The organism is Yersinia proxima (genome assembly GCF_902170785.1).
Lineage (GTDB): Bacteria > Pseudomonadota > Gammaproteobacteria > Enterobacterales > Enterobacteriaceae > Yersinia > Yersinia proxima.
Genome location: NZ_CABHYG010000016.1, coordinates 155,563 through 169,490 on the forward strand (window position 1 = coordinate 155,563; position 13,928 = coordinate 169,490).

Sequence of the window (13,928 nt, forward strand, 5' to 3'; positions counted from 1 at the left end):
TCATTAACCCTAATTGATGACACTCATCATGCTTTTAATTTGTGTGCTGAGAATGGTTAGACTGGATTGATATTTCATACTGTTATCAGCAAAACTGACACGCTCACGATCCATATCAACGGTATTACCATCCGCGCTAGGCTGATCCGGAATACGATAAAGTAATTGATTGTTATTAATTGCAGGTGCTAAACCTGCAATATGTGTTCCGGAGGTTAATGCCAGGGTGAGAGGGCCTTTTTCAGGCGCACTTCTTTCCACAGCGTTTTTTAATTGCTGTGAAAAATCTATATCTCTGGCTAAATACCCTGGCGTATCGACATTGGCGATATTCGAGGCCAATATATCCTGACGTTGGGTCAATAAACTGAGTGATTCTTGTTGGAAACGTAATGCATTATCAAGTTTATCAAGCATGAAAAACTGGCCCCTGCCTTATGTAGATTAACGCTTATATTCTAGGGGCGAAAGTTTCTATTTTATACGGCAAGGATCAGTCAAAAGTAACCCCTTTTAAAAGGATGAATTATTCAGACAAGGTAAAATATCATTACCCGAAGAATTGGCGTCATAAATTGCAGTATTTAACACGTTAATAAAGTTAACTCCTGACATATAATTCCAGCCACAGAAAGTCGATAACAAATAGTTTACTCTACATTAAATAATACTAAGGCCAGACAATAGCATGTTACCCTCACGCAATATCTTCGTCACTTTATTACTGTTTATTTTCTGCCTTAAAATATTTGATGCTGCTGCAACCCCTCATTCTCCTGGTAATTCACTCACTGAGAAAATAACCGCATTAGTGAATGCGCAAAGTGGTATAGCGGTTGGTGCTGAGATGAATCGCACCATAAAAATTCTAACCTCTGCCGACCAACTAAACTCGCTGTGCCCAGACCCGGAACTGTCTATTGCCGGTAATAACACCCGGCTGACCGGCAATAAAAGTGTGATCGCACAGTGTGGTAATAAGCGAAAATTTATTCAGATCGCAGTTCTGGCGCAAGGCACATGGTGGACAGCCCGCCACACCATCAAGCCAGGAGCACTCATCCAACCTGAAGATATTATCTCTCGCAGTGGCTCACTTGAGCGCCTACCGGCAGGACTGGTCTTTAATAAAGACAATATTATTGGCCAGACCGCAGCACGTTCTATCAGTCATGGACAGCCTATCGTGCAAAATCAATTGCGCGAAAGATGGGCGATTACTTCCGGGCGAGAAGTCGAGGTTATCGCCTCTGGGTCAGGGTTTCGCATACGTGCGAAAGGTAAAGCCATGGACAACGCCGCGGTAGGAGAAACGCTAAGAGTAACAATGCGTTCAGGGCAAATTATGACAGGAACCGTCTCCCCTGACGGTAAAGTGAATATTAATCTTAAAGAATAATTTTAGTTTTTTTGATAACCACCGATATTATATTTATACCGCCAAGCCACGATGCCAACAAATTGCCGAGGATTATTATGAGTATAGACCGAACACAACAACCCCTACCCGTGACGGTTGTTAATGCTCAGCAGGATTTAATCATGCGTCCAAGAACAGGAGACGTCAGTTCGCAACAAATTGAGAACAGCGAAAACTCCGGTACACAGGTTAAATTAAGTCAGTTAACTCAACAGATGCAGACTGACAGTTCTGACGATATCGACTATGACCGCCTTGCTAAAATTCAGGCATCTATGGACGCGGGCACACTGGATCTTGACACTGATATAATCGCCAACGCCTTAGTGCAAGACATCTTTCAACTATCATAAGCTGTAATAAATAAATGAAAATGGAAAACCTACGATCCATTCTGCTCAAATTGGAGGGATCTCTCGAAGAACTTGAAGCGATTCTTATCGAAGAGGCGAATCAATTAAGGCGGACACAGATAAATCCAGTGTCATTGCAAATAGTCTCTGATAGTAAAAGCCAATTGTTATCAACAATCAGTCATTATGATGAACAACGCAAACAGCAGGAAGGTATATTAAAACTGATTGCGCCTTATCATCAAAATTCACGCCTGGCGTCTTACTGGAGTCATATTATCCAGAAAGTAAGCGTTGCTAACGAGTTAAATAAAAAAATATCTGTATTGCTCGATCTGCATATGCAGAAAACAAATGATCTAAAGAGTGTCGTCAACAAGGCTGGTTCAAATTCGTCATTGTATAGCCCTGATGGTCAATCTAATAATTCCCTTTCTGGCAAGGTTTATAACATTAGTGTTTAACCCCCCATTGAGAATGAAATTATCAAATTAAACTTCCTTTATTTAGTGGGGAAGTTTAATTCAGATAAACAATCGTTTTATTAGCCAACACTTTTGTCCACTCTTCGGCCATTCTGTTTGCCGTTTTTTTGTCGCTAAAGCCGTTAAAATAGACAGTTCATCGTTAGTTGACCACAGCGTTAATTAACAAGCAGATCTATAAGGCAAGGTTGATGAAGTGGCAAAAATAATATTACGCAGCGGATATCTGGATGATTTCATCGCGCTGGGTGAAAATGGACAGACAATATTTGATAGCGCGTTACAAATACGCGAGACACTGCGCTTGCGTAAACAACAGCATATTCTCGATTGTCTGGCGATCCCTCAGCACAATGATGTAGAAGATAAAGTCGACTGGTATTCACCACTAAATGGCATTGTCACGCCTTGGGTATCTGCCAGCATAGAACAGCGCAAACAAGCACTGTGCTATTTGGACAATTGTCTGATCACCGCTTCAGCAATAAGTCAGCGTTGTTTGCAAGCCGAAAAGACCTCACTTCAGTTATTTGGCTCTTTGTTGACCAAGGTGTTCCAGTTTCCGGCCAGCTCACATATTTATCTGATTGATGGCAAACCGGTAATCACCTTTTGGGGATTTGTGAATCTGCATCACTCAGCACGGGAAGATGTATTTGAGTACCTGCGCCAATGTGCTCCACTTGAGCCAGATATCGCACAGTTAGCAGAACAACCAACTGAAACAGAAAAAGAAGACGACGACGATACTCTTGGTGATCCTGAACCCGTTATTGTCACATTGAGCAAATCACAAATCCCACAGCCGCAGCCAGTGGCACCAATTGTGGCGGATGAAGCCACGCCAGAGGTTGCCCCTCCACAGCCACAAAAACTGCTTCCGGCCTGGTCGCGTACTCTGCGCAAAGTCAGGCTGGTTATCATGCTGATGGTCATATTGTTTGTTGCTATGCCAGTGGTACATCCGTACTTAACAAAAATACTGCCGTCACTGTTTTCCCAGGAGCAAACTCCCCCAATTCCGGTTATCGAACAACCCTCTCGAGAACCGATGATCACCCTCACACACTCATTACCCTTACAACCTGCGCAGGTTATTCCTGCTCCGGTAGTGATTCCGGTGGCCATACCCAAAGCGCCAGAAGTGCCGAAAGAAGCGATAAAAAATGCACTGGTACTCCCGCCCAACGCGGTCAAAGCTGGCTCAACCAAATTTCTAACCGGTATCTGGCGAGCAACCATCGACGTCAAAGACCCGATAACCGGTAAACCACCCAGCCTGCGCTATCAGATAAATAGTAATAATACCGGCACCGTTCGCACCATGCATGGCGACAACATCACCTGTAAATCAGATGTTGAAGTGGGATTAATGCAATCCGGAAATCTGATAATCAAAAGCCGTGGCCAGGCCAAGTGCAGCGATGGAAGTCGCTATCCACTACCTGAGATCACCTGCACCCAAGGCCTTAGCGGCCCGGCACAGTGCACCGGCCGCTATGACGGCGATACTGTGGTTCCTGTCACGTTGATAAAAGTGAGTAAATAATCCCATGCTGGCAAACCTTATCGACTATAAATCGAGTATTACTCTGGTCAAGAACAGCAGCATCCAATTTCTGGATTTTGGTCTTACTCCTGTGACCGCCCATCCCCACAGTGGTCGTTTCGTGCGCCAAAGTGTCAATGGCCCGCTGTTGCGCCTCGACTACGATGCTCGCTCAGACCGGTTTGTGCTACCTGGTGAGAATGGCAGTGCCCCCGAAATCCTCAAACCGGAAAGTACCATCACACTTGAACATTCGCTGAAAGTACTGGATAACGTCTGGTTACCTCTGCCTTTTATGCGTTTTGGCCCGGCGCGTAGTTTTAGTCATAGCCCCGAAAACTGGGCACGCGTTCATATTAAAAGCCTGCAACACCCCGATCCATCTGGCTATACCTGGCGTATTTGCATCGCATTTGACACCAAAATATCTGCCGAGGGCGATTCGACCCATCAGTTGATGCCTACTGAAGATGATATCCGCAATGGTGCGCATTTTGCTCTTGCCTGGCAGAACAATGAAATCGGTGAATTTCTCGATCAAACCTGGGTCGATGGCTGGCTACGTGAAGTCTTTGTCCATTACGCCACACTACAGGAAGCGCGCAGCGAGCATGAGCTTAATGGTGCGCTGAAAGCATTTGAGTATCAGGCGCATTTTCTCAATATTCTTGAGATGCTCGGTAGCCAACTTGCCATACCCGAAGTACAAATCGTTACACAAACACTGAGCGCGCCGACCATTGCCGTCGATCTGATTCTGGATGTCGGAAACACCCACACCTGTGGGGTCATACTGGAAGACCACGGCGAAAAGAATGCTGGATTACAGCAAAGCTCAGAATTGCAAATCCGTTCACTCGGTGAACCACAATTTATCAGCGAACCCTTGTTCACCAGCCGCCTTGAATTCAATGAAGCCAGGTTTGGCAAACACCACTTCTCAATGGAAAGTGGCCGCGATGATGCGTTTATCTGGCCGTCGATGGTACGTGTCGGCGATGAGGCTCGCCAACTGGCGATGCAGCGTCAGGGGACTGATGGAACCAGCGGAATTTCCAGCCCACGTCGTTATCTATGGGATGATACTCCGGCATCTCAAATCTGGCGATTCAGCCAACTCAGTGGCAAAAAAAGCAGTGAACCACGCGCCATTGCACTGCCATTGATGAACCTGATGAATGACGATGGGCAACCATTAGATAGCCTGCCATTGGATGAACAACTACCGGTATTTTCACCGAATTATAGCCGCAGCTCTCTTATGACAATGATGCTATGTGAAGTGTTGGCACAGGCGTTGGTGCAAATAAACAGTGTCAGTCACCGCCAAAATATGGGGCTACCACAGGCACCGCGTCAGCTACGTCACCTGATCCTGACCCTGCCGTCGGCGATGCCAAAACAGGAACGTGAAATTTTTCGTTTGCGGATGCAGGAAGCGACAAAATTGGTCTGGCAAGCGTTCGGCTGGCATCCTGATGACAAAATGCGCCCCCTTTCCAGCGCACCAAAAAACGAGGCAATTGCACTGCCGACCGTACATATGGAATGGGATGAAGCGACATGCGGCCAATTAGTATGGCTGTATAACGAGGCTATGAATAATTATGCCGGACACTCCCACGAATTTTTCCAGAGTCTGGCTCGCCCCGAGCGCTTGCCCGAGCCAGATGCTCCTGCGGGAACTTCTCTGCGGGTAGCCTCGATTGATATTGGTGGTGGCACAACTGATATGGCCATCACCCAGTATCAGTTAGATGAGGGTATCGGTTGTAATGTAAAAATCACTCCGCGCCTACTGTTCCGCGAGGGGTTTAAAGTCGCAGGGGACGATATCCTACTGGATGTGATTCAATGCTGCGTTTTACCCGCGTTACAACAGGCGTTACACCAAGCTGGGGTTAGCGATTCTGCAGGTGTAATGGCTAAGCTGTTCGGTACTGCTGATCTTGACAGCAACCGTGCCACACTGCGTCAACAGGCAACCTTACAATTATTTATTCCACTAGGACACTCTATTCTGGCCAGTTGGGAGCGCAGCTCCCCTCACGACCATGATGCGCTATTTGACGGGCGATTTGGTGAACTGTTAGTCCAGCAGCCAACTCAGAATGTCATGAATTATATTCATCAGACGATTCAACCATTACTCCCTGCGGATGCAACTCCATTTAATGTGCTGGATACTCCGCTACGGGTGGAACTGGCAACACTCAAACAAGCCCTGTTGACGGGACGATTTACTCTTACTGCTCCGCTGAAATCTTTATGTGAAGTCGTCAGCCATTACTGTTGTGATGTGTTATTGATAACCGGGCGACCCTCCCGACTGCCAGGTATCCAGGCACTACTGCGCTACCTGCAACCCGTACCGGTGAACCGCCTGGTCTGGCTGGATAATTACCCGATCCATGAGCGTTTTCCTTTCGGTCGCCATGGGCGTGTGGTCAATCCAAAATCAACCGCAGCGCTGGGGGCAATGCTCTGCTGTTTGGCAATGGATCTACGTCTGCCGGGTTTCAATTTTAAAGCAGCCGATATTCAGGCCTATTCCACTATTCGCTATCTTGGTGTGCTTGATGGTAGCCACAGGTTGAACGAAGAGAATATCTGGTATCGCGATATTAACCTTGATAATCCCGACTCACGATTGGATGAAAACCTCGACTTCCCACTACGGGGAGATGCCTGCCTTGGCTTTCGTCAGTTAGCCGACGAACGTTGGCCTGCAACCCCACTCTATCTGCTGAAAATAAACTCCCCGCAACTGGCAAAGAGTATCGCGGGCGATGGTGTATTACACGTCCGCCTGCAGCAGGATCCACACAGCGGGGGGTTTTCCCTGATGGAAGCCAGAATGCAGGATGGTACACCTGTGCCACTTAATGAATTGAAACTAAAACTTAACACCCTTGCCAACAGCTATAACGGTGTCAATCACTATTGGATCGACAGCGGGAGTGTATACCCAAAATGAATCAACCTGACACGATGCTAAACCAATTGATGAATTGGGTGGAAACTACCCGTGCGCACTCAGCACATCTTCACCTTGAAGCCGACGGCTATCTGGCACGCTTAACACAGCTGCGCCATCGCCAGCAGCAAATTGATACCCTAAATCATGCTCCGCTGACTCTTGGATTATATGGTGGTTGCGTTGAAGGGAAGCATCATTTGCTCAAAATGATTGCCGCCGATGGCCGTGACGAAATTTATGTTCAGTTAGGCGCAAAAACGCTTAACTATCTGACACATATCAACCCCGATAATGCTCCTACATCGATAGCAGTTCGCTTCACTGATTTGCCCCCCACCGTCGCGGAAGAACATCATCCGTTATTACTGACATTATTCAATGAAAGCGAACTGGCGCAGCGGTTAATACGCCAATATCAGGCGGGCCAGGCACCACGCCGGGTACAAAACAGCGTCATCGCCGCGATACTCAACGAACTACAAATGTGTCGTCAAGCTGAACCCAGCACCAGCATGACCGGTGAACAGTTTTCGGCGCTAACCCATAGCTATCAGCAGTGCGTTCGTAGCCCATATCAGCTCGATGATGCGCTGTTGCATCAGATGGCAGAATTGGCTCCGTGGCTGAACCTTTCAGACCGTGCTGTTTTACTATCTATCTTATGGGGAGAGGACACTACACTTACGGCACTATGGCAGCAACAGGCTCAAACATTACACCACTTGGGTAATGTGTCACAGCTACTGGCTCCGGCCAGTTTGGTGGTAGACGGTTTTCTACTTCCCGGCAAAGGATTCCTGTTTCCCGCATCACCACAACACACTGAGCAAAATACCGATATCATCGTTTGCCCGTTGCATCATGGCAAAAGCCAGGCACGCCAAAGCATCGCACAACATGAACTGACTCAAGTCTGCGCAGAAATAACCTTCACGCTCAGCCGCCAATCATCACTCCCAGGAGTTGATCTACTCGATATCCCAGACCACCAGTTGAACTATTACCAAGACAACTTGCAACCCGACACCCTTTTGATTTGCCATTCCCAGGCTGATAACCAACATCCAACACCGATTGCAAAACACCTGGTGCGCTGGGTTGAACAGACCCAAATACCACAGCACAGCAAACTACCGAGGCTGGTCTGGGCCATTACACCGTTCGATATACGTTTTACGCAAGGTGGCGCTGCGGACGATACCGTTCAGCGTTTTGTTACTCAGTCGGGTAAACGTTGGGGAACATTGCAGGCCGTGGATAATCGCAATAGAGCAAGCCTGCAGGAATGGCTGGCTGCAGCATTGAGTGAATCAAATCGGCAGCAGCGCCTGACCACATTGCAGGATGCATTGATCGCACAGGTTCTCACCCAATTTGGCGCTATAGCCCCTGACCGTGAAAGTCGCGCGCACACAAGCCGACAGCAGACCGAAACACTGATTCGTACCCTACAATCGAAAGCGACACAGCATGGTGAGCTTATCGATAACCTTATGCTACCCCGCGATACCTTGCAGCAATGCTGGCTGCAATATCATCAGACAATCATTAATAAACCAGCAGAGCTTATGCTCAATATCGATCTATTTGCCGATGTTACCCCGACGACCCCTGCGGTTTGCCCCCCCAGTGACTTTGCTTCACAGGTATATGCGTTGTGGTTGAATCATTTACGTCAGTTGGTGTACCGCCAAACTGTGGCCCCCTCACTGGGTCTTGAAACAGCACAACTTCAAACACTATGCGACATTCTCATTACGACCAGTTATCGGCTTGAACTGCTGGCGACGTTGAAAGACGTGTTGGCACAAAATGCCGATGATGCAGCAATGGCGGTTACCCGCGCCGCCAATGTTATCAGCGATTTCGTCAGTTGGCTGGGATACCATCAAGTGGCTATTGCAGAGCGCCCATTAAGTCGAATTGATAAAGAATCCGTTATCTTTTCACCGCCACCGCAGGCAAGTGCAAATACACGTTTGACACATCTGGGTGAACAACCCACCCATGGTAATGCCAGATATATTTACGACTGGTTGGTGGCCTTATTAAACCGTGCCAGTGAGAATACCCACCACATCAGTGTTGACGATATAGGTGATGCATCACGAGAAACACTGCACGCTATTTTATTATCGGGTAATAAAAGTCCAGCGGTGTAAAGTAATAAAATCAACCTGATGCGATAAAACTAAATATATTCTGAAAAAGTTAAATAAAGGGGAACCTGTCGTTGGGGCCACTCTTAGTTTTAAATACAAGTGCCGCAAGCCACTGAGTCCCCCTGGGTGCGGTAACCACCTAACTCACAGAGTATCGATCGCTGTGTCATTAACCACACACCTGCAGTTGTAGCAGGTGTGCTATCCGAGTAGATAAGGCATTTAATATTTAAGCAGATACGACTTTTTGCTGACTCTCTGCTTTATCGTCTATCTGGAACACTGCAACCGTAGCTGACAGTTCTTTTGCTTGATTATTAAGTGTCCGCGTGTTTCGAGCCGATTCTTCCACCAATAAAGTATTTTGCTGTGTCATGTTATCTATCTGGTTTATGGCGACAGTAATCAGATTAATACCTGCGCTTTGTTGTTCGGAAGCAACGGCAATTTCCTGCATAATGTCACTGACATTAGTGATGGAATGGACAATTTCATTCATGCTGTCACCGGCATTGGCCACCAGTTTAGATCCGTGTGAAATATTGCCAACAGCATCATTAATTAATACATGTATTTCTCTGGCTGCATTGCTGCTGCGCGAGGCCAAATTTCTCACTTCAGAGGCAACAACGGCAAATCCACGACCTTGCTCACCTGCCCGTGCCGCCTCTACTGCAGCATTCAGTGCCAGAATATTAGTCTGACTGGCAATACTGTTAATAACGCTGGTAATTTCTGCAATTTTTTTGGCGCTATCTTCAATACCGGACATCGTGGAGACAACGTTATGCATAATATCAGCACCGTTTCTGGCAGCTTCACTCGCAGTATGAGATAGCTGGTTGGTCTGTTGCGCATTTTGGGCATTGCTGGCAACAGTAGTTTTTATTTCCTCCATGCTGGCAGCAGTTTCCTGTAGTGCACCAGCCTGTTGTTCAATACGGGAAGATAAATTGAAATTAGCATCAGCAATCTCTGTCGAGCCATGTGTAATAATCACAGTGCTCTCTTTTACCGCAGAGATAGTCTGTTTCAGCGCTATCTGCATATCTTCCAGGCGAGTAAATAAAAGACCTATCTCATTTTTGCTTTTGTATAAAATCTTGGAGGTCAAATCCCCTTTACTTATTTTGTCAAAAATATCACACGCAAGCCTGATTTTTAGGATGATATTTTTGTTAAACCATACTCCAGCCACTAACATAATTAACAGATAGATTGATAACAGTATCATAGCAATAACATAAGATTGTGACTTCACACTCTCCGCAGCCGCAAGCACATTATTATAAGCATTAGTATTTATCGCGGAGAACTCTTTAACATCGTCGCCAATTTTTTTAAAAATATCTCCCATACGGTTTTCTTGATCATTTCTATATGTTCCGGCAATAACGTCATTTATTGAATTATCGTAGTAATCCAGGACATAAGAAATATCCTTATGAATCTCGATGGAAACAGCATCATAGATGTTATTATTTTTAACTGTATTGTTATAAGATATGAGTAATTCTCTTGATGACGCAATTAATTCTTGAATATATTTAACCCACTCCTCATTTACTGGTTTATTTAATGCACTATTCAAAGCCTGTTCATTAAATATCCCACGAATGATGGCCACGTTATAGTTAATCTCATCAATTTCGTCTCTTTGTAATTTTGTTTTTTCTGCAAATAACGTTTGCTCATGACCTTGATTTGATGAGTATATATCATGCGCAGCAAATAAAACCATCATTACCAGCAACAATGACATGATAATCTTAACTGCTTTTAATAAAGGAATATTTTTCATAAATGTAAGTCAAGTTCCTGATAGGGTTTATTTTCAAGCAACTTTATACTTAGTCACCATATGTAACTAATATAAAAACACCGTTGTTAAAATTAACGGTGTTTTCGGAGTCTAATTCTAAATAATAATATGGAAAGGTTTGTGTCCAATCCTTTACTCAACACAAAGCCACTCTTTTTACCTTTCTATTATCTAGTTTATAGTTGTGCTGGTATCGGGTTTAATACGAAAAATAGAGACTGCTTCAGTCAAATTACCCGCCTGCGATTCCAATACAGCAGCGGCAGCAGCTGACTCTTCAACCTGCGAAGCATTTTGCTGGGTGACCTGATCCATTTCCGTCACTGCCATTCCCACCTGAACAATGCCACGACTTTGTTCATCAGATGCGGAAGCAATTTCACTCATAATGTCTGTCACGCGGGTCACCGCATCCACAATTTCCGCCATAGTTTCGCCAGCATTGGTGACTAAACTTGAGCCAACGCTAACTTTTTGCGCCGAATCTTCAATGAGTTTTTTGATATCCTTCGCGGCCCCAGCACTCCGTTGTGCCAGGTTACGGACTTCACTGGCGACCACGGCAAATCCACGCCCCTGCTCACCAGCACGAGCCGCTTCTACCGCTGCATTCAGGGCCAGGATATTGGTTTGGAAAGCGATACTGTCGATAACATTGGTAATATGCGTAATCTGCCGCGACCCCTCAGCTATTTCGCTCATGGTGTGCACCACCTCATCCATGACGTTACCGCCACGTTGTGCCGTTTTAGAGGTATTTAATGCCAGCAAGCTGGCCTGAGAGGCATTTTCTGCATTCTGTTTGACGGTCGCAGTCAACTCTTCCATGCTGGCAGCAGTTTCTTCCAATGCCGCCGCCTGTTGCTCTGTGCGCGAAGAAAGATCATTATTGTTGGCCGAAATTTCGCTGGCTCCGGTTAAAATAACATCCGCACGCGTACGAATTTCATTTACGGTCTGCCCCAGACGTTCCTGCATACTGCGCAATGATGCTGCCAACTGCCCCATTTCATTAGTGCCATGCACATCAATATTCTGCGCCAAATCACCACTGGAAATATGACGGATACTCGCGGCAATCTTGTTGAGCGGAGAGATAAGTGTAAAGCGAATCCCTGACCATGCGCCAATAACCACTAGCAGAAGAATAACCAGCACACCCACACTGGCCCATATAGCCAGATTATAAGAGTGTTGGCTGTGGTTAATCACCTGCTGATTAAAAGTATTCATGTCTTCAATAACGAGGTTATATGCCTTTTCAAAATCAACCTGACTTTTCTGGACTTGCAGTTCATATGCTGCTTGAGTATTACCCGCATCGATAAATTTTATTAGTTCGGTCAGTGCACTATCCAATATGCTGTAATTATTCTTTAGCTCCTGAAAAAGCAACTCATTGTGATGAGGGATAGATTCATATGTAGCCCAATATTTTTTAGCATCACTAAAGCGTTGTTTCGCCGCTTCCAATTGTTCATTGAACTCTTTCCGACCTTCCGTCGTACTACTATCTTCCATAAGATAGCTAAGTATCGCTCTGTTAGCCTGAAGACGAGTCCGGAGCAAATAGGCCCAAGCCCCCGTCAATTCAGTTCGTTGATTACTGATCTCTTGCTGGTTAACAAAGTTTTCTCTATCGTTACTCAATATCGGAAAAAATACGGCAACAGTACTGAGCTGGAGCAAACAAAATACTATCAATAATACAATCAAACCATTAACAACTTTAAAACTATTTAGCATCTTACTTTCTCCTTGTATGCTTTATATAAATCGGCTCACAAGAAAAAAACATAATAGCTAAAACTTATCATTTTTAATTTATTGATCGTCACTATCGATCAATTATGAAATTATTATTCATGAGTATGGCTCATAACACTTATCCTGCTAAACACCATTATCAATAGCCGTAATCCCGATAACATAAACCATATTACTTATGCTTAGACGGATAGCTATGCTCAATTCTCAGGCAAGTTCAGGTAAAACGACAGGACTGCTTTTTGTCGTAATACTTAGTGCATTGATGGCGTTTACTTCCTTATCTACCGATATTTACTTACCCGCTATGCCCATTATGGCGAAAGAGTTACAAGGCGATGCAGAACTGACTATCACTGGTTTTTTAATTGGCTTTTGTATCGCTCAATTGATCTGGGGGCCGATTAGCGACCACCTGGGGCGGCGCTTACCCCTGGTCATTGGTATGTTCTTGTTCATCATCGGCTCTGTGGGTTGTGCCTTATCAACGAATATCGGGCAGATTGTTTTCTGGCGTGTATTTCAAGCATTGGGAGCCTGTACGGGGCCAATGCTGGCACGAGCGATGATCCGCGATCTGTTTAGCCGTACCCGTGCAGCTCAGATGCTCTCTACCCTAATGATTATTATGGCCATTGCACCGATTGCCGGGCCTCTGCTTGGCGGGCAAATGATCAAAAATACATCCTGGCATGCCATTTTTTGGCTATTGGCAGTCATCGGTGTGTTAATGCTTATCTCATTACGATGGTTACCAGAAACATTATCCGGAGAAAAACGAGTTAAAGCCTCTTTATCCAGTGCCTTTCATAACTATTACAGGTTACTGACTAATACAAAATTCATGCGTTTCACGTTATGCCTGACGTTCTACTATGTTGCGGCCTATGCATTTATTACCGGATCTCCTTTTGTCTACATCACTTACTTTGGTGTTGATCCACAACATTACGGTTGGTTATTTGCGTTGAATATTGTCGGGTTGATGGCAGTTAGTATGGTAAACAGACGCATGGTACATCGATATCCGCTTGAATCTTTACTCAAGTTCGCTATCTCCGTCGCCACCCTCGCCGCAGTGGTACTTGCTGTTGCTACTGGATTAAGCATCGGCGGAATTAGCCTGATTGTAGGAACGGTGTTTATCTTCTTTTCCATGAACGGAATTATTGCAGCAACGTCCACTGCCGCCGCATTGGACGCAGTGCCAGACGTTGCTGGTTCGGCTTCGGCACTGATGGGTTCGTTGCAATACGGAAGTGGCATTATCTCTTCCTTGCTTCTGGCACTGCTTAGTGATGGGACACCTTGGACAATGGGCTGGATAATTGCCGTATTTACAGTGGCCAGTGCATTAATAGCACTGACCACCGGGATGACAAAACGCTGA

General features: G+C 45.6%; 10 protein-coding genes. 7 read left to right on the plus strand and 3 right to left on the minus strand.

What is annotated here, in order from left to right; translation table 11 throughout:
• Positions 1-9 precede the first annotated feature (9 nt).
• A complete protein-coding gene (flgB, locus tag FTB31_RS14515; RefSeq protein WP_076707224.1) occupies positions 10-417 on the minus strand; it encodes a flagellar basal body rod protein FlgB in 408 nt (135 codons plus the stop codon).
• Positions 418-688: 271 nt separating this feature from the next.
• Here flgB and flgA point away from each other — a divergent pair, with 271 nt between their 5' ends.
• The 6 genes from flgA to FTB31_RS14545 all read left to right on the plus strand — a co-directional run bounded on the left by flgA (position 689) and on the right by FTB31_RS14545 (position 8,949).
• A complete protein-coding gene (flgA, locus tag FTB31_RS14520) occupies positions 689-1,399 on the plus strand; it encodes a flagellar basal body P-ring formation chaperone FlgA (RefSeq protein WP_227728502.1) in 711 nt (236 codons plus the stop codon).
• A 77-nt stretch (positions 1,400-1,476) separates the two neighbouring features.
• On the plus strand, positions 1,477-1,773 hold the full coding sequence (flgM, locus tag FTB31_RS14525) for a flagellar biosynthesis anti-sigma factor FlgM (RefSeq protein ID WP_076707223.1): 297 nt from the start codon (positions 1,477-1,479) through the stop codon (positions 1,771-1,773).
• Between the two features lie 14 nt (positions 1,774-1,787).
• On the plus strand, positions 1,788-2,237 hold the full coding sequence (locus FTB31_RS14530; RefSeq protein ID WP_227719810.1) for a flagella synthesis protein FlgN: 450 nt from the start codon (positions 1,788-1,790) through the stop codon (positions 2,235-2,237).
• A 217-nt stretch (positions 2,238-2,454) separates the two neighbouring features.
• Entirely contained in the window at positions 2,455-3,807 is a 1,353-nt protein-coding gene (locus FTB31_RS14535) for an SrfA family protein (RefSeq protein WP_077174455.1), read from the plus strand.
• 4 nt (positions 3,808-3,811) lie between these two features.
• On the plus strand, positions 3,812-6,784 hold the full coding sequence (locus FTB31_RS14540) for a virulence factor SrfB (protein WP_227731502.1): 2,973 nt from the start codon (positions 3,812-3,814) through the stop codon (positions 6,782-6,784).
• Positions 6,781-8,949: a virulence factor SrfC family protein gene (locus tag FTB31_RS14545; RefSeq protein ID WP_227731503.1), complete on the plus strand. Its 2,169-nt coding sequence runs from the start codon at positions 6,781-6,783 to the stop codon at positions 8,947-8,949. Before FTB31_RS14540 ends, FTB31_RS14545 begins: the two co-directional genes overlap by 4 nt.
• A 229-nt stretch (positions 8,950-9,178) precedes the next feature.
• Here the strand turns inward: FTB31_RS14545 and FTB31_RS14550 are convergent, their stop codons facing one another.
• Both FTB31_RS14550 and FTB31_RS21525 read right to left on the minus strand, forming a co-directional pair.
• Positions 9,179-10,750, minus strand: coding sequence for a methyl-accepting chemotaxis protein (locus tag FTB31_RS14550; RefSeq protein WP_077174458.1), 1,572 nt, complete (start codon positions 10,748-10,750; stop codon positions 9,179-9,181).
• A 192-nt stretch (positions 10,751-10,942) separates the two neighbouring features.
• On the minus strand, positions 10,943-12,517 hold the full coding sequence (locus tag FTB31_RS21525; protein WP_077174459.1) for a methyl-accepting chemotaxis protein: 1,575 nt from the start codon (positions 12,515-12,517) through the stop codon (positions 10,943-10,945).
• 217 nt (positions 12,518-12,734) lie between these two features.
• Between FTB31_RS21525 and FTB31_RS14565 the strand changes: the two genes are divergently transcribed.
• Positions 12,735-13,928, plus strand: coding sequence for a multidrug effflux MFS transporter (locus tag FTB31_RS14565; RefSeq protein WP_077293529.1), 1,194 nt, complete (start codon positions 12,735-12,737; stop codon positions 13,926-13,928).